19 protein-coding genes are annotated in these 20,060 nt (G+C 74.2%); 6 read left to right on the plus strand and 13 right to left on the minus strand.

The features are described from left to right. Positions 1-7: 7 nt before the first annotated feature. The 6 genes from GCU67_RS22625 to GCU67_RS00645 form a co-directional block, all read right to left on the minus strand. On the minus strand, positions 8-673 hold the full coding sequence (locus GCU67_RS22625) for a type IV toxin-antitoxin system AbiEi family antitoxin domain-containing protein (RefSeq protein ID WP_211660518.1): 666 nt from the start codon (positions 671-673) through the stop codon (positions 8-10). Between the two features lie 74 nt (positions 674-747). Then, positions 748-1,404, minus strand: a complete 657-nt coding sequence (locus tag GCU67_RS00625; RefSeq protein ID WP_163609010.1) for a response regulator — start codon at positions 1,402-1,404, stop codon at positions 748-750. Next, a complete protein-coding gene (locus GCU67_RS22630; RefSeq protein ID WP_163609012.1) occupies positions 1,401-2,570 on the minus strand; it encodes a histidine kinase in 1,170 nt (389 codons plus the stop codon). Before GCU67_RS22630 ends, GCU67_RS00625 begins: the two co-directional genes overlap by 4 nt. A gap of 32 nt (positions 2,571-2,602) precedes the next feature. Next, positions 2,603-3,433 carry an ABC transporter permease subunit gene (locus GCU67_RS00635; RefSeq protein WP_163609014.1) on the minus strand — a complete coding sequence of 277 codons (831 nt, stop codon included), beginning with the start codon at positions 3,431-3,433 and terminating at the stop codon, positions 2,603-2,605. Further along, a complete protein-coding gene (locus GCU67_RS00640; protein WP_163609016.1) occupies positions 3,430-4,347 on the minus strand; it encodes an ATP-binding cassette domain-containing protein in 918 nt (305 codons plus the stop codon). Before GCU67_RS00640 ends, GCU67_RS00635 begins: the two co-directional genes overlap by 4 nt. Before the next feature lie 297 nt (positions 4,348-4,644). Next, complete coding sequence (locus GCU67_RS00645) at positions 4,645-4,932, minus strand: hypothetical protein (RefSeq protein ID WP_163609017.1); 288 nt, start codon at positions 4,930-4,932, stop codon at positions 4,645-4,647. A gap of 147 nt (positions 4,933-5,079) precedes the next feature. Between GCU67_RS00645 and GCU67_RS00650 the strand changes: the two genes are divergently transcribed. Continuing rightward, positions 5,080-7,800: a S8 family serine peptidase gene (locus GCU67_RS00650; protein WP_163609019.1), complete on the plus strand. Its 2,721-nt coding sequence runs from the start codon at positions 5,080-5,082 to the stop codon at positions 7,798-7,800. 86 nt (positions 7,801-7,886) lie between these two features. Then, a complete protein-coding gene (locus GCU67_RS00655) occupies positions 7,887-8,762 on the plus strand; it encodes an alpha/beta hydrolase (protein WP_163609020.1) in 876 nt (291 codons plus the stop codon). Here the strand turns inward: GCU67_RS00655 and GCU67_RS00660 are convergent. Beyond that, complete coding sequence (locus tag GCU67_RS00660; RefSeq protein ID WP_163609022.1) at positions 8,755-10,119, minus strand: amidase; 1,365 nt, start codon at positions 10,117-10,119, stop codon at positions 8,755-8,757. The two genes, GCU67_RS00655 and GCU67_RS00660, sit on opposite strands and share 8 nt — an antisense overlap. 157 nt (positions 10,120-10,276) lie before the next feature. Between GCU67_RS00660 and GCU67_RS00665 the strand changes: the two genes are divergently transcribed. Further along, complete coding sequence (locus GCU67_RS00665; protein ID WP_163609024.1) at positions 10,277-10,684, plus strand: hypothetical protein; 408 nt, start codon at positions 10,277-10,279, stop codon at positions 10,682-10,684. A gap of 165 nt (positions 10,685-10,849) precedes the next feature. Beyond that, positions 10,850-11,299 carry a nucleoside deaminase gene (locus GCU67_RS00675; RefSeq protein WP_163609025.1) on the plus strand — a complete coding sequence of 150 codons (450 nt, stop codon included), beginning with the start codon at positions 10,850-10,852 and terminating at the stop codon, positions 11,297-11,299. Between the two features lie 35 nt (positions 11,300-11,334). Here GCU67_RS00675 and GCU67_RS21530 read toward each other — a convergent pair whose 3' ends face one another. From GCU67_RS21530 to GCU67_RS00695, 4 genes are all read right to left on the minus strand, one after another. Next, positions 11,335-12,510 (minus strand): Fic family protein, encoded by a 1,176-nt coding sequence (locus tag GCU67_RS21530; protein WP_211660519.1) that lies wholly within the window; start codon positions 12,508-12,510, stop codon positions 11,335-11,337. 132 nt (positions 12,511-12,642) lie between these two features. Further along, entirely contained in the window at positions 12,643-13,428 is a 786-nt protein-coding gene (locus GCU67_RS00685) for an ABC transporter ATP-binding protein (RefSeq protein ID WP_163609029.1), read from the minus strand. A gap of 9 nt (positions 13,429-13,437) precedes the next feature. Beyond that, positions 13,438-14,304 carry an ABC transporter permease gene (locus GCU67_RS00690; protein WP_163609031.1) on the minus strand — a complete coding sequence of 289 codons (867 nt, stop codon included), beginning with the start codon at positions 14,302-14,304 and terminating at the stop codon, positions 13,438-13,440. Positions 14,305-14,363: 59 nt separating this feature from the next. Beyond that, a complete protein-coding gene (locus tag GCU67_RS00695; protein WP_163609033.1) occupies positions 14,364-15,335 on the minus strand; it encodes an ABC transporter substrate-binding protein in 972 nt (323 codons plus the stop codon). 179 nt (positions 15,336-15,514) lie between these two features. Between GCU67_RS00695 and GCU67_RS00700 the strand changes: the two genes are divergently transcribed. Next, the gene (locus GCU67_RS00700; RefSeq protein WP_163609034.1) at positions 15,515-17,074 is read left to right on the plus strand and encodes a helicase HerA-like domain-containing protein; all 1,560 of its coding nucleotides are present in this window, start codon (positions 15,515-15,517) and stop codon (positions 17,072-17,074) included. Positions 17,075-17,151: 77 nt separating this feature from the next. Here the strand turns inward: GCU67_RS00700 and GCU67_RS00705 are convergent, their stop codons facing one another. Then, positions 17,152-18,261 carry a hypothetical protein gene (locus GCU67_RS00705; RefSeq protein WP_163609036.1) on the minus strand — a complete coding sequence of 370 codons (1,110 nt, stop codon included), beginning with the start codon at positions 18,259-18,261 and terminating at the stop codon, positions 17,152-17,154. Between the two features lie 132 nt (positions 18,262-18,393). Beyond that, entirely contained in the window at positions 18,394-19,401 is a 1,008-nt protein-coding gene (locus tag GCU67_RS00710) for an alpha/beta fold hydrolase (protein WP_163609038.1), read from the minus strand. Between the two features lie 61 nt (positions 19,402-19,462). Between GCU67_RS00710 and GCU67_RS00715 the strand changes: the two genes are divergently transcribed. Beyond that, complete coding sequence (locus tag GCU67_RS00715) at positions 19,463-20,011, plus strand: GIY-YIG nuclease family protein (RefSeq protein WP_163609040.1); 549 nt, start codon at positions 19,463-19,465, stop codon at positions 20,009-20,011. Positions 20,012-20,060: the final 49 nt, after the last annotated feature.

Genomic DNA, 20,060 nt, shown 5'->3' on the forward strand with positions numbered 1-20,060 from the left:
CCGGTTCTCAGCCAACGACGTCCTCGCTGTCGGGGTGTTCGGTGCGCAGTCGTCGGAGCGTGCCGACCATGCGCTGAGCTCGGGCGAGCTCGTCCAGCCGCTCGGGGGCGCAGCGGGGGAGCAGGGTGCGGACGGCCGACCGGCACTCGTCGGGCAGGCCACCGAGGCCGGGCCGCTTGGTGAGGTCCAGCACCGTCTGCTCCGGGCCGGTGGCCAGGACCGGGCCGAGATCGGTGCGGACGAGCGTGGCGTCGAGCGCGTCGACGTCCCGGGTCACGAACCTGATCACCCCGGCCGGCCGGTCCAGCACCGGGAGGTCGCGGTGTCGACCGGGGACGGCGACCACGGCCTGGGCGATGGCACGGGGCAGGGCGCCGAGCAGCCGGGCGGCGGTCAGGTGCATCAGGACGGGGACCCGCTCGCCGTACAGGGCGGTGGCTGCACCCGCGGCCAGCGCCTCCAGGGTGGGCAGCCACGCGGCGTCCCGGTCGTCGGGCAGGGCATAGTAGATCCCCGGAGCAGCGCGGCGGACCCGTCCCTGACGGACCAGTCGGGTCAGTTGGACGCTGGGTTGCGTGTAGACCGCCGCTAGGTCCTGAGGGCGGACGGTGCGCAGCGGCGCCCGCGTCATGGCATCGGGCAGCTCGGCCACGAACTCCTCCTCACTGTGCACATGCTTATCTGACAGATAAGTATTCGACCACTATTCGGTGACCTTGAGCAGCAGCATGGCACGGACGTGGTGGGTCAGTCGGGGACGACCAGCCGTTCTCGGTGGGCGAAGACGGCGGCCTGCGTGCGGTCGCGCAGCTCCAGCTTGGTCAGCACCCGGCCCACGTGGGTCTTCACCGTCAGCTCCGAGACGGTGAGCTCGACGGCGATCTCGGCGTTGGAGCGCCCGGTGGCCACCTGCCCGAGCACCTCGCGCTCCCGGTCGGTGAGCCGGGCCAGCCGCGGGTCGGGCTGCCGGTCGGGCGCACCGAGCTGGCCGGCGAAGGTCTCCAGCAGCCGGCGGGTCACCCGGGGCGCGACGACGGCGTCCCCGCTGGCCACCGTGCGGATCGCGGCGACCAGCCCGGCCGGCTCGGTGTTCTTGAGCAGGAACCCGCTGGCGCCGGCCTGCAGCGCGGCGAACGCGTACTCGTCCAGATCGAAGGTGGTCAGGACGACGACCCGGCTGGGCAGCCCGGCGCCGACGATCTGCCGGGTGGCCTCGACGCCGTCCAGCACGGGCATCCGCACGTCCATCACCACGACGTCCGGGCGCAGCCGCCGGGTCAGCTCGACCGCCTCGGCGCCGTTGCCGGCCTCCCCGACCACGGTGAGGTCGGGGTGCGCGGCCAGCACCATGCCGAACCCGACCCGCAGCAGCGGCTCGTCGTCGACCAGCAGCACGGTGGTCACGGGGCACCCACCGTCGCGGGTACGGGGAGGGAGGCCTCGACCAGCCAGCCGTCCTCGCCCCGGCCGGCGTGCACCGTCCCGCCGTGGGCGCCGATGCGCTCGCGCATGCCGACCAGGCCCTGCCCGCGGTGGTCCCCGGGCGGTGCGGTGGGGGTGCCGTCGTCCTGTACGCGCACGTGCAGCCCCTCGTCGTCCCAGACCAGCATCACCTCGGCGTGCCGGGCGTCGGCGGCGTGCTTGCGGGTGTTGGTCAGCGCCTCCTGCACCAGCCGGTAGACGGCCAGCTGCGCGGTGGTGCCCAGCGGCGCCGGCCGGCCGGTGACGGTGAGCGTGGTGGGCAGCCCGGCGACGCGGACCTGCTCGACCAGCGCGGGCAGGTCGGCCAGGCCGGGCGCGGGGGTGCGGGAGGCGTCCCCCTCGGCGCGGAACACCCCGAGCAGCCGGTGCATCTCGGCGATCGCGCTGCGCCCGGTGTCGGCGATCGCGGCCACCGCCTCCCGGGCCTGCGGGCGCCCGGCGTCGGAGGCCAGCGCGAAGCCCGCGCCGTCGGCGAGCGCGGTCATGACGGAGATGTTGTGCGAGACGACGTCGTGCACCTCGCGGGCGATCCGGGTGCGCTCCTCGGCGACGGCGATCCGGGCCTGCTGGTCGCGCTCCCGCTCGGCCTGCTCCGCGCGGTCGCGTAGCTGGGTCAGCAGCGCCTGGCGGGTGCGCCGGTTGCGGCCGAACAGCGCCGCGGCCACGGTCATCGCGGTGAACAGCCCGACCGGGTGGCCCTCGTCGGCCGGCGCGGCGCTCAGCGGGTCGCCGAAGAGGCTGGCCAGCACCAGGACCTCGCACACCGCAGTGGCGGCGATCGCGGTGCGCAGGCTGCGGCGCTCGGTGAGGGCGGCCAGCGTGACCCACAGGGCCAGGTCGGCCGGGACCAGGTCGTCGGCGTCCAGCCCCGCGGGCACCCAGTGGGCCGCCACGAGCAGCGCGGTCGCGGCGAAGGCCAGGACGGGTGCCCGGCGGCGGGCCAGGGCGGGCAGCCACAGCAGCACGCTGACCACGAGCTCGCCCGGTTCGGGTGCGCCGTCGCGCAGCCGGACCAGGCCGACCGTGGTGATCAGCGCCAGCAGCAGCGGCGGGCCGACCTCCCGCAGCAGCTCCCGTCGTCGGTCCACCCGGGGGATGGTGCCCGTTCCCGCCGGCGCCGTCACGCGTCCCGGCGCCGCAGCAGCACGGTCGCCGCCGTGAAGGCCACCACCAGGTAGCCCAGCAGCACCGCCGCACCGCTCCACGGGCCGAGTGCGTCCGGGGTGCCGACCAGGGAGAACAGCTGGGCGCCGGCCTCGCCGGGCAGCAGCCGCACGACGTCGGGGCCCCAGCTGGCCGGCAGCAGCTGGCCGAGGACCGGCAGCAGGAACACCAGCCCGAAGAGGGTGGAGATGGCGCCGGCGGTGGAGCGCAGCAGCCAGCCCAGCGCCATCCCGAACAGCCCGATCGCCGTGAGGTAGAGCGCCAGGCCCAGCAGTGCCCGCACCACGCCGTCCGCACCGAGGCCGACGCCGAGGTCGCCGAGCGAGGCCTGCCCGATCAGGAAGGCCACCACGCCGGTCAGCAGTGAGCCGACGAAGACGACGGCGGCGAAGACGCCTGCCTTGGCCGCGACCACCGGCCACCGTCGCGGCACCGCGGCGAAGGTGCTGCGGATGGTGCCCGTCGAGTACTCGCCGGTGACCAGCAGCACGCCGAGCACCCCGATCGCCAGCTGGGCCAGCCGGTACCCGGCCAGGCTCAGCCCCACCGGGTCGGTGAACGACAGCCCGGGCGGACCGCCGCCGTCCCCGCCGGGGCCACCGGACTCGGCCGTGGCGGTGAACAGCCAGCCGAACAGCACCATCAGGACCAGTCCGACGGCCAGCGAGAGCCAGGTGGAGCGCAGCGAGCGGAGCTTGACCCACTCCCCGCGGAGCAGCCCGCCCACCCCGCCGTTCACCTGCGGGAGGGCGCGGTGCGAGGTCGTGGTGTCCAGGACGGCGGTCATGCGGCGATCTCCTCGTCGGTGCGGTACTCGCGCTCGTCGCGGGTGAGGGTCATGAAGGCGTCCTCCAGCGAGGGCCGGACGACGGTGAGCTCGTGCACGGCGATGCCGGCGGCCAGCGCGCGGTCGCCGATGGTGGCCGCGTCCAGACCGCGGACGTCGAGCAGCCCGGTCTGTGCGGAGGTGACGGTGACGCCGTCGGCGGCCAGCAGCCCGGTGAGCTCGGTCGCCCGCGGGCTGCGGACCCGCACCGACTCCCCGCCGGCGTGCTCGATGAACGCCGCGGTCGAGGAGTCGCTCAGCAGCCGGCCGCGGCCGACGACGATCAGGTGCTCGGCGGTCTGCGCCATCTCGCTCATCAGGTGCGAGGAGAGGAAGACCGTGCGGCCCTCGGCGGCCAGCCGGCGGGTGAGCGTGCGGATCCAGAGCACGCCGTCGGGGTCCAGGCCGTTGACCGGCTCGTCCAGGACCACGGTGGCCGGGTCGCCGAGGAGTGCGGTGGCCACCCCCAGGCGCTGGCCCATGCCGAGGGAGAACCCGCCCACGCGCCGGTCGGCGACGGAGGTGATGCCGGCGAGGTCGAGCACCTCCTCGACCCGGCTGGCGGGCAGGCCGGCGGTGGCGGCCAGGGAGGCGAGGTGGGCGCGGGCGGTGCGCCCGGGGTGCAGGGCGCGGGCCTCCAGCAGCGCGCCGACCTCGCGGAGCGGGGCGCGGTGCTCGGCGTACCGCTTGCCGTTGACCAGCGCGGTGCCCGATGTCGGGCGGTCCAGGCCCATGATCATGCGCATCGTGGTCGACTTCCCGGCGCCGTTCGGGCCGAGGAAGCCGGTCACCACGCCGGGCCGGACGGTGAAGGTGAGGTCGGCGACGGCGGTCTTCTCGCCGTAGCGCTTGGCCAGGTGCTGTACCTCGATCATGCACCGAGTCTGCGGACCGCGCGGCCGCCCGTCGTCGTCCGCGCGGCGGCTCTTCCCCGCCCCCGCCTACGCCTCCAGGAGGACGCGCGTCTCCTTCGGCCACGTTCGCGAACATGGCCATGGGGAGGCGCGGCCGAGGTCCTCGGACCACTGGCACCGGCAGCGGGCGGCTTCTCCGCGGTCGCCGAAGACGGCCTGCAGGTCCGCCCAGGAGACCTGGTTGGCCGGGACGACGGTGATCGACGAGCCCGTCCCGGGAGCGGCGCCCGTCAGGTCGGGTCCGGGCACGGCGGCGACCTAACGCCGGGCCCGGCTCCTGGCAGCGGTCACGCGCGCGAGCAGCGGTGACCGCGGTCGGTCGGTCGGGGCGTCGGCCGGCTGCTCGGCCGGCCGGTCGGCCGGCTCGGCAGTCAGGTGGCCGGTGTGCGGAGCGTCGTCGGAGGGCGGGCGCTGGCAGGTGGGGCAGCAGTCGTCGTCGAGGGCGGCCTCGGTGCGCAGCTTCGCCCGCAACCGGCGCATGGAGGACTCGCCGCCGGTCAGCTCGGAGAGCCAGTCGTCCAGGGCGTCGGTCGGGGTGGTGCTCATGCACCTGGTCATCGGCAGTCCGGACGGCGGGTGGGACCGATCCCGTCGTGGAGGAGACCACCCGGACGGGGCATCCAGCTCCGGCCGCCGTCGGCCGATGCCCCCTCGATCCCTGAGTGGGACCTGAGCGAGACGGGACTTCAGCTGATGGGCACATCACCGCACCAGCGCGGGCGGACGACGGCGGGCACGACGGCCTCGGGGCGGGTGAAGGCGGTCGCGGTCCTCGCGGCGGCGGTCACCGGCTTCGGCGTCGCGGCCGCCGTCGACGCACTGGCACTGCAGGACCTGCCGACGGCGGTCACCGCCGCGGACTTCGGCCCGGCCGGCGACGGCCTGACCCGGCTGGTGGTGAGCACTGGGACCGGCGGGCAACTGTCCGACGAGCAGCTGGCCGCGCTGCAGGCCACCCCGCGGGTGGTGTCGGCGCAGCGGCTGTTCGACGGCTCGGCGCTGGTGGCCACCGAGGGGCTGACGCCCGGTGACCTGACCGCCGTCGTCCCGGGTGCGCAGGTGGTCGTGTCCGAGCCGGGCACCGTCGCCGCCACGACCATCAGCGACCCGTACTGGTCGCGGTACGGCTACAACCTGCTCAACACCGGCACGAACTCGCAGACCAAGCCGGCGGTCGCCGGTGCCGACGTCGGCGCCCCCACGGGCTGGCAGGCCGGCACCGGTCGCGGCACGGTCGTCGCGGTGGTCGACAGCGGGATGATGGTCAACCACCCCGACCTGGCCGGCTCGCTGTGGACCAACCCGAACGAGGCGTGCGGCTCGGTCGACACCGACCGCGACGGCCTGGCCGGCGACTGCCACGGCTGGAACTTCTACGCCAACACCGCCGACGTCACCAACGGCGGCGGCGACAACAGTCACGGCACCTCGGTCGCCGGGGCCGTGGGCGCCCGGGCCGGCAATGGCACCGGCACCGCCGGCGTCGCCCCCGACGTCACGATCATGCCGCTGGTCGTCGGCTCCGGGCAGAGCGTCGACGTGTACGCCGGCGCCCAGGCGATCCGGTACGCCGCCGACCACGGCGCCGACGTCGTCAACGCCAGCTGGGGCGGCAACGGCGGGGTGCAGATCCTCACCGACGCCATCCGCTACGCCAACAGCAAGGGCGTCGTCGTGGTGGTCGCGGCCGGCAACGACGCGAACAACCGGGACGCCGTCCCGATGTACCCGGCCAGCCTGGACCTGGAGAACATGGTCACGGTGGGTGCCAGCACGCCCAGCGACACGATGGCGGGCTTCTCCGCCTACGGGGCGCGCACCGTCGACCTGTTCGCCCCCGGCGACCTGGTCTTCGCCCCGCTCAACGACGGCGGCTACTTCCTGGTCAGCGGCACGAGCATCGCCTCTCCGCAGGTGGCGGCGGCGTTTGCGCTCTACCGGGCGCAGTACCCCGACGTCACGGCCGCCGAGCTCAAGGCGAAGTTGTTCGCCGACACCCAGCCGGTGTCGGCCTTCGCCGGCCGTTCGGTCACCGGCGGTCGGCTGTCGCTGACCGCGCTGGGCAACGCCGCGGCCGAGGTGCGCTACACGTTCACCCGGATGACCGCCGAGGCCGGCGTCGTCTCCCCGCAGCTGGCGGTCAGCGGCACCGCCTCGGCCGGCGACTACGCGGTCACCCTGGGCCTGGGCATGGAGAACGCCGGCGAGGTCATGGCGGTCGCCGACCAGGCGCTCACCCTGAACGGGACGACGCTGCGCACCGGCGAGGACGGCCAGGCCACCTTCGCCCTCGGCGGGCGCCCGAGCCTCGGCTCGCTGGTGCTCAGCCCGACTGCGGAGCTGACCGACGGCCGGTACGTGCTGCTGGCGCAGCTGCGCCGCGACGGCGTCCCGGTCGGCCGCCCGTACGCCGCACCGCTGCTGGTGGGGGCGGCCGCCGCGACCCCGCCGCCGGCGGGCACCGGCCCGTCCACCGGCCCGTCCACCGCGCCGTCCGCGGCCCCGACCGTCTCCCCGGCCCCGGGCGTCCCGGCGCCCACGACGGCGCCGCGGACCACCACCCCGGCGACGCCGACCACCAGCCCCCGGCCGACCGCGTCGGGCCCCGGCTCGGTCGCACCGACGTCGCCCGGCTACCCGACGCCGGCCGTGCCGCCGGTGGGGGCGGCCCCGACCACGGGTGCCGGCCCGACCTCGGCCGCGCCTCCGTCGGGCGTCCCGGCCCTCACGCGGGCACCGGGCGTCCCGACGACGTCGGCGGCCCCCTCGGCGCCGGCCGGTCCGACCAGCGCCCGGCCGACGTCCTCGAGCGGTGTGCCCCAGCCCCCGGCCACCGCGGCGCCGACTCCGGGGCCGTCGACCAGCACGCCGACCACCGCGCCGCCGTCCGGTGGGACGGCACCGGACACCGGTGGGGTGAAGACCTATCCGCAGGTCGGCGCGGCCCGGCTGACCTCGATCAGCCCGACCCGCGTCGACGCGGCCGGTGGCACCCGGGTGACGATCACCGGTGGCGCCGTCCCGGCCGGGGCCCGCGTGCGGGTCGGCCTCACGGCGCCGGCAACGGTGACCAGCGCGTCGTCCAGCCAGGTGGTCTTCACGACGCCGAAGCTGGTCGCCGGCACCTACGACGTGTACGTGTTCGCCCCCGACGGCACCTCCTCGGTGCTCACCGCGGGCCTGACGTACCTGTCGTCGACCCCGGCGCCTCCCGCGACCCCGGCGCCCACCGCGACCCCGGCGCCCACCGCGACGCCGGCTCCGACGACCCAGCCGGGTCCGTCGGCGACCGCGCCGGGACCGGTGGTCGGGCCGGGTGGGCAGCGGCTGGTCCGCTCGCCGCTGTTCGCCTCCCTGGCCCCGGCGGTGTGGAAGGTGAACTGCTCCTCGGCGTGCAGCGGCCTCGCCGTCTGAGCTGAGACCCCCGACTGCCCCCGGTGCGTTCCCGCACCGGGGGCAGTCGGCTGTCGTGCACCAGGTGGGGCTGCGAGAGTGCGGCCATGAGCCTGTACCGCGAGTTCGCCACCGTCGACGAGCTGACCGCCCAGTACGACATCGAGGCCACCGTCCCCGACTTCGGCGTCTACGCCGAGGACTACGTCGCCCGCAGCGCCGCCACCCGGGAGGCGCTGCGCGGCACGCTCGACGTGCGCTACGGCGCGACGCTGACCGAGACCTTCGACGTCTTCCCCGGCCGGGCGGACGGCGAGGGGCTGCAGCCGGCGCTGTTCTTCGTGCACGGCGGGTTCTGGAAGGCCACCGACTCCAAGGTGTGGAGCTACGTCGCCGATGGCATGGCCCCGCACGGGGTGACGACGGTGGTGGAGAACTACACGCTGGCGCCGGCGGTCACGGTCGCGGAGATCACCCGCCAGCACCGGGCCGCGTTCGCGTACCTGTACCGCAACGCGAAGTCCCTCGGCGTCGACCGGGACCGGATCGTCATCGCCGGGCACTCGGCGGGCGGGCACGCGGTCGGTGCGCTGCTGGCCACCGACTGGGTGGGGGAGTACGGCCTGCCCGCGCTGCCCTTCGCCGGCGCGTTGCCGGTGAGCGCGGTGATGGACCTGCGCCCGCTCGTCTACTCCTTCGTACAGCCCTGGCTCAACCTGACCGTCGAGGACACCCTGGTGCTGTCGCCCCAGCTGAACCTGCCCGAGGTCGCCCCGCCGACGCTCGCGGTGGTCGGCACGCAGGAGACGCCGGAGTTCGAGCGACAGACCCGCGACTGGGCCGCCGCCTGCGCCGAGGCCGGGCTGCCGGTGGAGTTCCGCACCCTGGAGCGCAACCACTTCGACATCCTCGACACGCTCGCCGACCCTGACGGCGAGCTGGCGCAGGCGGTCTTGGGCTTCCTGGAGCCCCCGGTCAGCTGAGCGCGCGCTCGATCCAGGCGGCGGCGGCGAGCAGGGCGGCGTCCTCACCGGTGCGGCCGACGAGCTGGACGCCGAACGGCAGCCCGTCGTCGGTGCGGCCGGCCGGCAGCGAGAGCGCCGGCTGGCCGGTGACGTTGAAGGGGCCGGTGAACAGCCCCTCGACCTCGCCCTCGGGGGTGTCGATCGGCGGGGTCAGCGCGGGCGCGACGTAGGGCGCGGTGGGCCCGAGCAGGACGTCGACGTCGTCCAGCAGCGCCGCGGCGGCGGACAGCAGCTCGTCGCGCCGGCGCACCGCCTCCTCGCGGGCGGCCGGGTCGGCGCGGCCCGCGGCCTGGAACAGCCGCAGCGTGGCCGGGCCGTACCAGCCGGGCTCGCGGGTGACCCGGTCGCCGTGCACCGCCCACGCCTCGGGCAACAGGATCGGCACGAGCAGGTCGCCCAGCTCGAGCAGCACTGCGTCGTCCACCTCGACCACGGTGGCGCCGGCGTCCCGGAGCCGGTCGATGACCTTGCGGGTGCGGCGGGCCAGCTCCGGGTCGAGCGCAGGATGGGCCAGTTGGCCGGCCAGCAGGCCGATCCGCGGGGTGGCGGGCTCGGCGGGCATCGCGCGGTCGGCGATCACCGCGAGCACCCGCGCGGTCGTGGCGACGTCCCGGGCCAGGACGCCGACGTGGTCCAGCGACGGCGACAGCGGCGTCACGCCGTCCACGGGCACGAGCCCGAACGAGGGCTTGAGGCCGACGACGCCGCAGTAGTGCGCGGGCAGCCGGATCGACCCGCCGGTGTCGGTGCCCAGCGCGGCCGGGACGACCCCGGCGCCGACGAGCGCTGCCGACCCGCCGCTGGAGCCGCCCGCCGTCCGGTCGGGGCGGACCGGGTTGAGCGCCTCGGGCAGATCGGGGTGCGGGGCGCCGGCGGCGTACTCGAGCAGCGAGGTGGTGGCGACGACGTCGGCCGCCGCGGCGCGCAGCCGGGCGACGACCGGGGCGTCGGAGGCGGCGGGCGGGCCGCCCATCGCGTGCGGGTTGCCGTCGCCGCGGACGGCTCCGGCGACGTCGATCATGTCCTTGACCGCGACGTGCAGGCCCTCGAGCGGCCCGTACGGCGCCCGCGGGGGAGCGTCGAGGACCTGGACGACGGCGCGCAGCGGACGGCCGACGCGGTCGAGCGCCTCGTAGGTGGCGAGCAGGTCGAGGACGGCCGGGCCGGGCTGCCGGTCGCCGTCCTCGATCGTCGTCTGCAGCGCCCGGACGTGGCCGGACAGCCGGGGGAGCGCCGCCCACACCGCGGCCCAGCGGGGGTCGGCGGTGGGCAGTCCGCCGAGGAGCCGGGCAACGTCGTCCGGAGTGCTGGGCATGTCTCTCCTCGGTCGGGGTGACCGGGACGCTAGTCGGGGTCGAGCCCACGACCGTTGTGTGAGCGACCGGTCACAGACTGTCCGTGATCGCGCTCTCAGCGGAACTGGTCGGTACCGGGACCTGTCCGGGACGCTCCGCAAGCCTCACCATCCCTGCATGACGTCAGCGGAGGTGGTCGGCAGCCGGCCGTCCCGTCGTGCGCGGTCCCGGATCGTCGTCGCCCTGGACGGGACGGCGGCGACCACGGCGGAGCTCGTGCGCGCCCTGCGGGACGCCGCGCGGCAGGAGGGCTCGGTGCTCGCCTGCGCCGTGGTCGACCGCCGGGCCGACGACGTCGAGCGCGCACTGGCCGAGGCCGCGCTGACGGAGCAGGTGGCCCGGGCGGTCGCCGACACCGGCGTCCGCGGCCGCACCGAGACCGCGCTGCTGGACCCGGTGGTGTTCGAGGCGCTGTGCGACACCGCCCGCGGCGGCACCCTCGTCGTCGTCCACGAGCACGGCCGCACCGCGCTGCGCCCGGCGTCGCCGCGCGTCGTCGTCCGTCCGCTCACCCGGCACGGCTGAGGCCGCTCGCCGGCTCCGTCCCCAACGAGCTGTTGATCGCGCTGCCCTACCTGGTCGTCATCGCCGCGCTGGCCGTCCGCGGTCGCGGTGTGCGCTACCCGGGCTCGTACCTCACCCCCGATCGCCGGGCTTGAGCCCACCGTTTCCTGGAGGTCTGCCATGTCCATGCCCGTTCCTGCCGAGCTGCTCGCCCATGCCGTCGCCGAGGCCCGCAAGGCACGCGACGAGGGCGGGGTGCCGATCGGCGCCGCGCTCGTCGTCGACGGGGAGGTGCTCGCCGTCGGGCACAACCGGCGCGTGCAGGAGGCCAGCGCCATCCTGCACGGCGAGACCGACTGCCTGGAGGCCGCCGGCCGGCTGCCCGCCTCGGTCTACGCCCGGGCCACGATGGTGACCACGCTGTCGCCGTGCGACATGTGCACCGGGGCGATCCTGCTGTACGAGATCCCGCGCGTGGTGATCGGGGAGAACCGCACCTTCATGGGCGGTGAGGAGCTGCTGCGCTCGCGGGGCGTCGACGTCGTCGTCCTGGACGACGCCAAGTGCATCGCGCTGATGGAGGAATTCATCGCCCGCGAGCCCGGGTTGTGGAACGAGGACATCGGTGAGCCGTGAGCCGGCTGAGGGTCATGAGCCGGTGAGCGGCCTGATCACGGACGAGGTGCCTGCCGTCGGCCCGCACGGGTGGCGAAGGCGTCCACCGCGGTGAGCACCTCGGCCGCCTGCCACAGCCGATGGCGAGCCCGGCCGGTGAACTCGGTGACCACGCCCGCGGCGAGGAGGGGCTCGAGCGCGCGCAGGGCGTTGCCCGGGGTGACGCCGACCTCACGTGCGATGGTGGCGGCGTCGAGCACTGGCTGGCGCAGGAGCAGGTCCGCCACCCGCCAGGCCGCGGCGTCCCGGCGGGCGCTCACGACGTCGTCCCACCGGGCGCGCACCTCGTGCAGCTCGGCGACGAGTTCTCGGGCGTTGACCACGGCCGCCAGTGCGCCGTTGGCCAGCGCCGAGACGATCGGAGCCGGATCTCCGTCCCGGTAGGCGGTGAGTGCGGCGAAGTAGTCGTCGATCCCGCTCAGCAGGCCGGCGGAGACCGGGACGGTGACGGCGCGGGTCAGCTCCTGGCGGCGCAGGAGAGCGTGGATGAGTGCTCGACCGGTCCGCCCGTTGCCGTCGGGGAAGGGGTGGATGGTCTCGAACTGCGCATGGCTGACCGCGGCGAGCGTCAGGACCGGAACGTCTTCCCGGCGGGCGAAGGCCACCAGGTCGTCGATGAGCGCGGGGACCTCGTCGGCGACCGGGGGGATGAACGCCGCGCCGTGCGGGCCGTACGTGTCGCCGCCGATCCACACCTGGTCGGTACGCCACCGCCCGGCGATGGTGGGCTCGACCTCGTCGAGCAGGGCGGCGTGCATCGCCAGGATGGTGCTCGGGTTCAGGTCGTCGGCCAGGTCGAGGGCCGCCCGCATCGCGCGGACGTTGCCGAGGACGGACGCCGCGTTCTTGTTGGCGCCGTCGCCCAGTTCCGCGACGGCGATGGCCTTCGCGCCGGCGGTGAGCTGCTCGATCTGCGACGAGGACGCCGACTCGCTGCGCAGCAGCACGGTGGCGAAGGGGGCGATCTCACCACCGAGCTGTGCGTCGAAGCGGGCGATCTCCCGGGACGCCTCGTCCGCCAGCGTCGCGGTCGCGGCGTCGAGCGAGGGCGTGCGCGCCGCGATCGGGGAGACGACAGCGGCCAGGTAGGGGCCCGAGTGGCGTTCCCGGACCGAGCGGGGAACCAGGTCAGCGGGCAGGGTGGGTCGCCAGGACACCTCTCGCTGCGACACCGCGGGCCAAGGCTCTCCATCCGAGGACATCAACCCACCTTATTCTCACTTCAGGCCGGAAGTGAGAAGAAGTTGTCGGTGGCTGCCGAGATCGAGTGACGGTCCGCCGCCTCACGCGCTCACCCACCGAGGTCACGCAGGGGTGGGCACCGTGTGCACCAAGGCGGCGATCTGCCGCTTCACCTCGTTGAACGCCGGTGAGGTGACGTCCCGGTCGGCGAGCTCGACCGGCACGACGGCCTGGACGTGCCCGGGCACCCCGTGCGAGGCGCCGCCGGTCATCACCACGACCCGGTCGGCGAGGTAGACGGCCTCCTCGATCGAGTGGGTCACGAACACGACCGTCGTCCGGGTCTCGACGTGGATCCGCCTGAGCTCGGTCTGCAGGTCGGTACGGGTGAGCGCGTCGAGTGCCCCGAACGGCTCGTCCATGAGCAGCAGCGACGGGTCGTTGGCGAGCACCCGGGCGATCGCCACCCGCTGCTGCATACCGCCCGACAGCTGGGAGGGGTACTTCGCGGCGAACCGGGTGAGCCCGACCGCGGCGATGAACTTGTCCGTGACCGCGGTGATCTCTCCCTTGGGCAGCTTCTTCCGCGACGGCCCGTAGGCGACGTTCTCCCGCACCGACAGCCACGGGAACAGCCCGTAGTCCTGGAAGACGACGCCGCGGTCGGGGCCGGGCCCGGTGACCGGTGTGCCGCCGACCTCGACGCTGCCGGCGGTGGGCCGCTCGAAGCCGGCCAGGATGCGCAGCAGCGTGCTCTTGCCGCAGCCGCTGGCGCCGACCACGGCGACGAACTCACCGGAGGCGATGGTCAGGTCGACGTCGGCCATCGCGGCGACGCCGCCGTCGTAGGTCTTGCCGAGGCCGCTGATCCGGACGTCGGCCGTGCGGCCGGCGATGAGGTGGTCCATGGTCAGCTCCTACTTGATCAGCGGACGGTCGCGGAACAGGAGGCGGACGACGAGCTTCAGCAGCCGGTCGGAGAGGAACCCGGCGACGGCGATGCAGATCATCCCGACGACGATCTGGTCGGTCTGGACGACGTCACGGGCCAGGAAGATGGTCGAACCGAGGCCGGTCGGCACCCCGGTGGTCTCGCTCAGCACGAGGATCACCCAGGACAGACCGAGGCCCACCCGCATGCCGTTGACGATCGCCGGTGCCGAGGCGGGCAGCACCACGCGCAGCAGCGTGCCGGCGCCGGAGGTGCCGAGCATCCGGGCGGCCTCCAGCAGCCGCTCGGGCACCTGGCGGGCGCCGCTGATCGTGCCGAGCACGATCGGGAAGAAGGCCGACAGCGTGATCAGGAAGATCGAGGCCTGGTCGCCGTAGCCGATCAGCAGCGCGACCAGCGGCACCCAGGCGGTCGCCGGGATGGGCCGGAACAGGTTGATCATCGGGTCGAAGAGAGCGTTGGCGGTGGTGAAGCGGCCCATCAGCACGCCGAGCGGGACGGCGATCAGCGTGGCCAGGGCGAAGCCGGCGAAGACGCGCATCGCGCTGGCCGGCAGGTCCTCCCAGAGCAGGTTGCTGAAGGCGTTGTCCCGGGTGCCGACGACGTAGTTGGCCAGGCCGCCGGCGACGTCGGCGGGGTAGGGGAGGAAGCCCATCCGGATCCCGAAGGGCAGCTCCCACCTCCCCTCCCGGCCCAGGTGCCAGAGGAGCAGGAACAGCAGCGGGACCGGCAGCCCGAGCAGCACGGGGCGCAGCCGGCCCTTGCGCCGTGGTCGTCGTTCGGCCGGGGCCGTCGGGACGGCGGCCGACACGGGGACGGCGGTGGTGGTCATGGTGCTACCTCCCGGCTGGGGTGGGGCGCCGGCGCGTGCTGCGCCGGCGCCCCGGTGGGTCAGGCCTTGGGGGCGAACGAGGCGTCGACCAGGTCGGCCGCGGGCGGGGCGGTCTCGATCAGCCCGAGCTCGACCATCGCGCCGGCCAGTGCCTCGACCTGGCCCTGGTACTCCGTGCTCAGGTCGGCGCGCAGCCAGAAGTTCTCCAGCGCCGAGGTGAGCACCGCCTGGTCACCGCCGAACTCCTTGACCATCTCCGGCAGCCACTCGTCGATGTTGTCGGTCATGTACGCGGTGGTGGCGGCGTGCGTGTCGACGACCTTCTGCACCAGCTCGGGGTCCTCGGCCACCTTGGTGCCGGTGGTGACCAGGCCGATGTTCACCTTGCCGATCGGGGTGGCATAGGGGTCGGTGATCGAGTGGCCGCCGGCCGCGGTGGCGAGGGAGACGGCGATCTCGGTGCCGAAGAAGGCGTCGACCGAGCCGCTGTTGAAGGCCGAGGCCATCTCCGGCGGCGGGACGGCGATCAGCTCGAGGCTGGCCGGATCGACGTCGTTCTCGGCCAGGATCAGCCGCATCGCCACCTCGGGCGCGCTGCCCTGGATGTAGCCGACCTTCTTGCCGGCGAGGTCGGCAACGGTCTGGATGTCGTCGCCGCCGATGAAGCCGGAACCGCCGTCCGCGGCCGAGGCGACGATCTTGAGGTCCCGGTCCTGGGAGATGCCGGAGATGGTGGCGGTGACGCCGGTGATGGCGAAGTCGACGGTGCCGGAGGAGACCGCGTCGGTCAGCGCCGGGGTGCTGTCCAGCGTGACCACCTCGAACTCGACCCCGTCGACCGCGTGGTCCTCGTAGAGGAACGGTGCGTAGAAGTGCGGCTGGCCGCGGAGCGTGCCGACGGTGACCGTCTGGGTCTCGCCGCTGCCGGACGCGTCCGCCTCCGCTTCGGAACCGCCGCAGGCGGCGAGGGAGAGGACGGCGGCGGCGACGGCGGTGCCGGCGATCGCGCGGCGGACGGTGGAGGGGCTCAACGGGACTCCTCGGAGGCGGCGGACGACGCGCGGTGCGCCGTCGCCGTGGACTCAACGGGCTGGGTGTGCGCACGCTGTGTCCGCTCGGTAACGAGCCCATGACGTGACCCAGGTGTGACCTGTCGGCGCAGGTCGCGGCCCGCCTGCCAGAGCCGCCACACGGCACTAGTGTCCGGTCGGTGACGCAGCCCTTCCCTGATGACGCCGCGACCCGGATCGCCGCCGGCTACGCGACGGCCGGTCCGTCGCTCGTGCTCGGCTCGGTGGCCCACGACGGTCAGCCGCACCCCGAGGCCCAGGTGCGCGTGCCGCTGGCGATGCTCAACCGGCACGGCCTGATCGCCGGCGCCACCGGTACGGGCAAGACCAAGACGCTGCAGCTGCTGGCCGAGCAGCTGTCGGCGGCCGGCGTCCCGGTCGTGGTCGCCGACGTGAAGGGCGACCTGAGCGGCCTGTCGGCGCCCGGCGCCGGGGGAGACCGGGTCACCCAGCGCGCGGCGAACACCGCCGACGACTGGACGGCGACGTCGTTCCCGACCGAGTTCCTGTCCCTCGGCGGGATCGGCCCCGGCGTGCCGGTGCGGGCGACGATGACGCAGTTCGGCCCGACGCTGCTGGCCAAGGTGCTGGACCTGAACGCGACGCAGGAGAGCTCGCTCGGGCTGGTGTTCCACTACGCCGACGGGGCGGGCCTGCCGCTGCTGGACCTCAAGGACCTGCGCTCGGTGATCAGCTGGCTGGTGAGCGACGAGGGCAAGCCCGAGCTCAAGCAGCTGGGCGGTCTGTCGGCGAGCACCGCCGGCGTGCTGCTGCGCGAGCTGATCGGCCTGCAGGAGCTCGGCGGCGACGTCTTCTTCGGCGAGCCCGAGTGGGAGCCGACCGACCTGATGCGGGTGGGTGCGGACGGTCGCGGCGTGATCAGCGCCGTCGAGCTGGCCGCCGTGCAGGACCGACCGGCGCTGTTCTCGACGTTCCTGATGTGGCTGCTGGCCGAGCTGTTCGAGGAGCTGCCCGAGGTCGGCGACGTCGACAAGCCGAAGCTGGTGTTCTTCTTCGACGAGGCGCACCTGCTGTTCGCAGGGGCCAGCAAGGCGTTCCTGGAGTCGGTGACCCAGACCGTGCGGCTGATCCGCTCGAAGGGCGTCGGCATCTTCTTCGTCACCCAGAACCCGACCGACGTGCCCAGCGCGATCTTGGGCCAGCTCGGCAACCGGGTGCAGCACGCGCTGCGCACCTTCACCCCTGAGGACGCCACCGCACTGCGCAAGACCGTGTCGACGTTCCCGAAGTCCAAGGACTACGACATCGCCGAGATGCTGACGTCGCTCGGCATCGGCGAGGCGGCCGTGACCGTGCTGTCGGACCGCGGGACGCCGACCCCGGTCGCCTGGACGATGCTGCGCTCGCCCCGGTCGCTGATGGGCCCGGTGGAGCCGGCGGTGCTGCAGCAGGCGGTGGCGGGCTCGCCGCTGCAGGCAAAGTACGGCCAGCCGGTGGACCGGGAGTCGGCTTACGAGCGGCTGGCGGCGCGGCTCGCGCCCCCGCCGCCTCCGGTCGCCGAAGAGCGTCCCGAGGAGCCGGTGCGCCGTGCGGAGCCCGAGCCCGAGCCCGAGCAGGACAACGTCGTCGAGAAGGTGCTCGGGTCGGCGGCGTTCAAGTCGTTCGCGCGCTCGGCGGCGTCGTCCCTGGGCCGGGAGATCACCCGCGGCCTGTTCGGCACCCGCCGGCGCCGCCGCTGACCCAGGTCGCTTCTGGGCTCGATGGAGCAAGGGGCGACGACTCCCTGCGCGTGCACCTGCGGCCCTCGACCGCACGGCTAAGCGCTGACTTCGTCTCCCCACTCGCGAACCGCCGTGAGGAACGCGGGTGCCCACCGGTCGACCGCCCGCAGTGACGCGTCGGTGAGCCCTGGACGCAGGGCGCGCTCACCGTGGCCGTACCGGATCAGGTCGCGCAGCAGCTCGGGCATGCGGTCGATGTCCCAGCTCTCGAGGTCGACGCCGCCCAGCCCAGGGTCCAGGAGTCGGCGGACGTGGTGCGGAGCCCACAGCAGAGGGTCGCCGAGACCGTTGCCCAGTCCGCTCTCGAGGACCTCGCAGACCAGCGCGCGGAGCGACGGCCGCGTCCACGGTCGGCCCCACGGTGACGCCAGGAAATGAGCGGCGACCTCCTCGATGTCGACGTCGTCCGGCCGCCCGGGGGCCCTGGCGTCACCTCCGCTGGGGAAGCGGGACAGCATCCACCGCACGATGCGGCGATGTGCCGGCCACGTCGAGTCAGCGGGCAGCACGGCGTCGAGGCGTACCTCGGCGAGGGCAGCATCGAGGCGTGCGCGGGCATCGGCCGGATCGACGTCACGGATGCGGACATCGGGGTCCTGGGCCGCGCTCAGGTGGGAGAGCACCTCCTCGACCGGCCTCTCGAACAGTGCACTGTCGACCGCCCGAGGGGCGAGCTCGTTGTCCAGGCGGACGGCGGCGGTGAGCGCGTGACCGCTCGGGGTGGTCACGCCGATGATGACGTCGTCGAGGTCGCGGAAGGGTCCCTCCAGTTCGACGGCCCGGGCGTCCGGCGTGGCCAGGTGCAGGCCGGTGAGCCAGCGCGGCACGGTGAACCCGCGCACCGCGAGGTCACGGCGCGCCCAGCGCCGCAGGTCGGCGTCGTCGGCCAGGGTGGCGATCGCCAGCGCGCCGCCTGAGGTCTCGGGACGATCCCAGGCCGCGAGACCGCGGACGATCTGGGCAACCGTCCCGGAGGCGACATCGGGATGGCCGACGGCGTCCAGGATCACCGACGCGGTGCCGAGCAGGTGCCCGGGTGTGGTCTTGTCGAGCCCTACGCCCAGGGCTCGTACCAGGGTCTCCACGTACGAGGAGCGGAGCTCATCGGCGCTCAGAGCGGCGGCGGTCTGGGTCGCGGTCGTCATGATTCGAACACTAGTTCGAAGGGATGACAGAACCGCTCGGCTTGAGCGGTCTGCAGGCACTGGTCCATCGGCGTGCACCGGCTGCGACGAGGCTGGCGGGGGACCGCCACGCGAACGGCCGACAGGCTGAGGTCAGCTGTCGAGCCACTCCCGCACGGCTGACCGCAAGAAGGCCAGGTCGACGGGGTTGGCGCTCGGGTTGCCGGCGCGGTGTCCCCACACGCTCGGGATGGGCCGGAGCTCCGCCGCGGCGAGGTGCGGCAGCTCGGCGGCGTTGTCGGCGACCCGGAAGTAGAGGTCGGTCTCGCCCGGCAGGAGCAGCACCCGCGCACGCACGGCGTTGAGCGCGCGGGGCAGGTCGCCGTCATAGGCCGACGCGCTGATGTCGGCGTGCGTCCAGGTCTGGAGTTCGGCGTACAGGTCGGCCGCGGCCAGCGAGAAGCCGCCCTCCCAGTCGGTGCGCAGGTACGTCGCCAGGTCCGGTGCGCCCAGGGCGGTGCGGTAGAGGCCCTGCCGGTAGAAGTCCTGGCTGAGCCCCCAGCCGGCGTAGACGTGGGCGAAGGCCCGCAGCGCGGCCTCCGGCTCGGCGGAGAAGCGGCCACCGCCCACGTGCTCGGGCCCGGCCTCCAGGATGCGCAGCAGGCCGGAGAGGAAGACCTTGTTGTGGTCGGCGGTGCGGGCGCTGCCGCAAACGACGATCGCCCGCTGCACCTCGTCGGGGTAGAGCGCGGCCCAGTGGTAGGCCTGGATCGCGCCCATCGAGAAGCCGTAGACGGCCGCGACCGACGAGGCGCCGAGGTGCTCGGTGACCAGCCGGTTCTGGGCCCGCACGTTGTCGGCCGCCGTCACGACGGCCGGGTAGTCGTCGGTCTGCGAGGCGCTGCTGGAGTGGCCGTTGGAGAACATGTCCGGGACGACGACGAACCACCGCGTCGGGTCCAGCACGCCGTCGGGGCCGATCAGCCAGGCGAGGTCGTCGGAGGTCGCACCGAAGCTGCACGGGTAGACGACCACGTTGTCCCGGGCGGCGTTGAGCGTCCCGTGGGTCTGCCAGGCCAGTCGGGCGTCCCGGATGGTGCCGCCCCGCTCCACCGCCAGGTCGCCAAGCTCGAGCACGCCACGCTCCACCGGCCAGGTCATCCCCGGACGCTACCGCCGGTGTGGATTCGGTCCGGGACGTCGCGAACGCTTCACTGTGAGCATGGACCCCGTGCTCGACGCCCTGCGCTCGCTGCCCATGTCGCTGGACGAGGCCCGCACGACCGTGCCCGACGAGCCCGGTCTCTACGCCGTGTGGGCACGCTTCGGTGCACTGCCCGGCCTCTCCGGGCCCCGGCACCCGACCGCGCCGCTGCAGCTGTTGTACGTCGGCACGGCGCCCAACGGCGTCGAGGCGAAGGCGACGCTGCGCAGCCGGGTGCTGGGGGAGCACCTCCGCGGGACGACGGCGACCTCGGCGCTGCGCCGGACGCTCGCTGCCCTGCTGAGCGAGCGGCACGGCTGGCAGAGCCGCTGGACGACGAAGCCGGTGCTGGTCAACCGGGACGAGCTGGCGCTGTCGGAGTGGATGGCGGAGAAGCTCGACCTGACCTGGGCCGAGCACCCCGAGCCGTGGACGGTCGAGGCCGCGGTGGTCGCCGAGTTGGAGCCACCGTTGAACCTGGCCGAGGACCCGGCCGATCCCCTGCACCCGGTCGTCCAGGCGGCACGCAAGCAGTGGCGGGACGCCGCCCGGGCCGCTCGTCCCTGACCTGGCTCGCGCGCCGGCCGCCGCGCGGAGAGGCTGGCCTCCCCGGAAC

The sequence above is a fragment of the Modestobacter muralis genome (assembly GCF_010682105.1).
In the GTDB taxonomy this organism is placed as follows: Bacteria; Actinomycetota; Actinomycetes; order Mycobacteriales; family Geodermatophilaceae; genus Modestobacter; species Modestobacter muralis.

Excerpts from the sequence above, each read along its gene's own strand:
- GCU67_RS00635 (WP_163609014.1), bottom strand. The coding sequence starts at position 3,433 with ATGACCGCCGTCCTGGACACCACGACCTCGCACCGCGCCCTCCCGCAG.
- GCU67_RS00640 (WP_163609016.1), bottom strand. The coding sequence starts at position 4,347 with ATGATCGAGGTACAGCACCTGGCCAAGCGCTACGGCGAGAAGACCGCC.
- GCU67_RS00645 (WP_163609017.1), bottom strand. The coding sequence starts at position 4,932 with ATGAGCACCACCCCGACCGACGCCCTGGACGACTGGCTCTCCGAGCTG.
- GCU67_RS00650 (WP_163609019.1), top strand. The coding sequence starts at position 5,080 with ATGGGCACATCACCGCACCAGCGCGGGCGGACGACGGCGGGCACGACG.
- GCU67_RS00655 (WP_163609020.1), top strand. The coding sequence starts at position 7,887 with ATGAGCCTGTACCGCGAGTTCGCCACCGTCGACGAGCTGACCGCCCAG.
- GCU67_RS00660 (WP_163609022.1), bottom strand. The coding sequence starts at position 10,119 with ATGCCCAGCACTCCGGACGACGTTGCCCGGCTCCTCGGCGGACTGCCC.
- GCU67_RS00665 (WP_163609024.1), top strand. The coding sequence starts at position 10,277 with ATGACGTCAGCGGAGGTGGTCGGCAGCCGGCCGTCCCGTCGTGCGCGG.
- GCU67_RS00675 (WP_163609025.1), top strand. The coding sequence starts at position 10,850 with ATGCCCGTTCCTGCCGAGCTGCTCGCCCATGCCGTCGCCGAGGCCCGC.
- GCU67_RS00685 (WP_163609029.1), bottom strand. The coding sequence starts at position 13,428 with ATGGACCACCTCATCGCCGGCCGCACGGCCGACGTCCGGATCAGCGGC.
- GCU67_RS00690 (WP_163609031.1), bottom strand. The coding sequence starts at position 14,304 with ATGACCACCACCGCCGTCCCCGTGTCGGCCGCCGTCCCGACGGCCCCG.
- GCU67_RS00705 (WP_163609036.1), bottom strand. The coding sequence starts at position 18,261 with ATGACGACCGCGACCCAGACCGCCGCCGCTCTGAGCGCCGATGAGCTC.
- GCU67_RS00710 (WP_163609038.1), bottom strand. The coding sequence starts at position 19,401 with ATGACCTGGCCGGTGGAGCGTGGCGTGCTCGAGCTTGGCGACCTGGCG.
- GCU67_RS00715 (WP_163609040.1), top strand. The coding sequence starts at position 19,463 with ATGGACCCCGTGCTCGACGCCCTGCGCTCGCTGCCCATGTCGCTGGAC.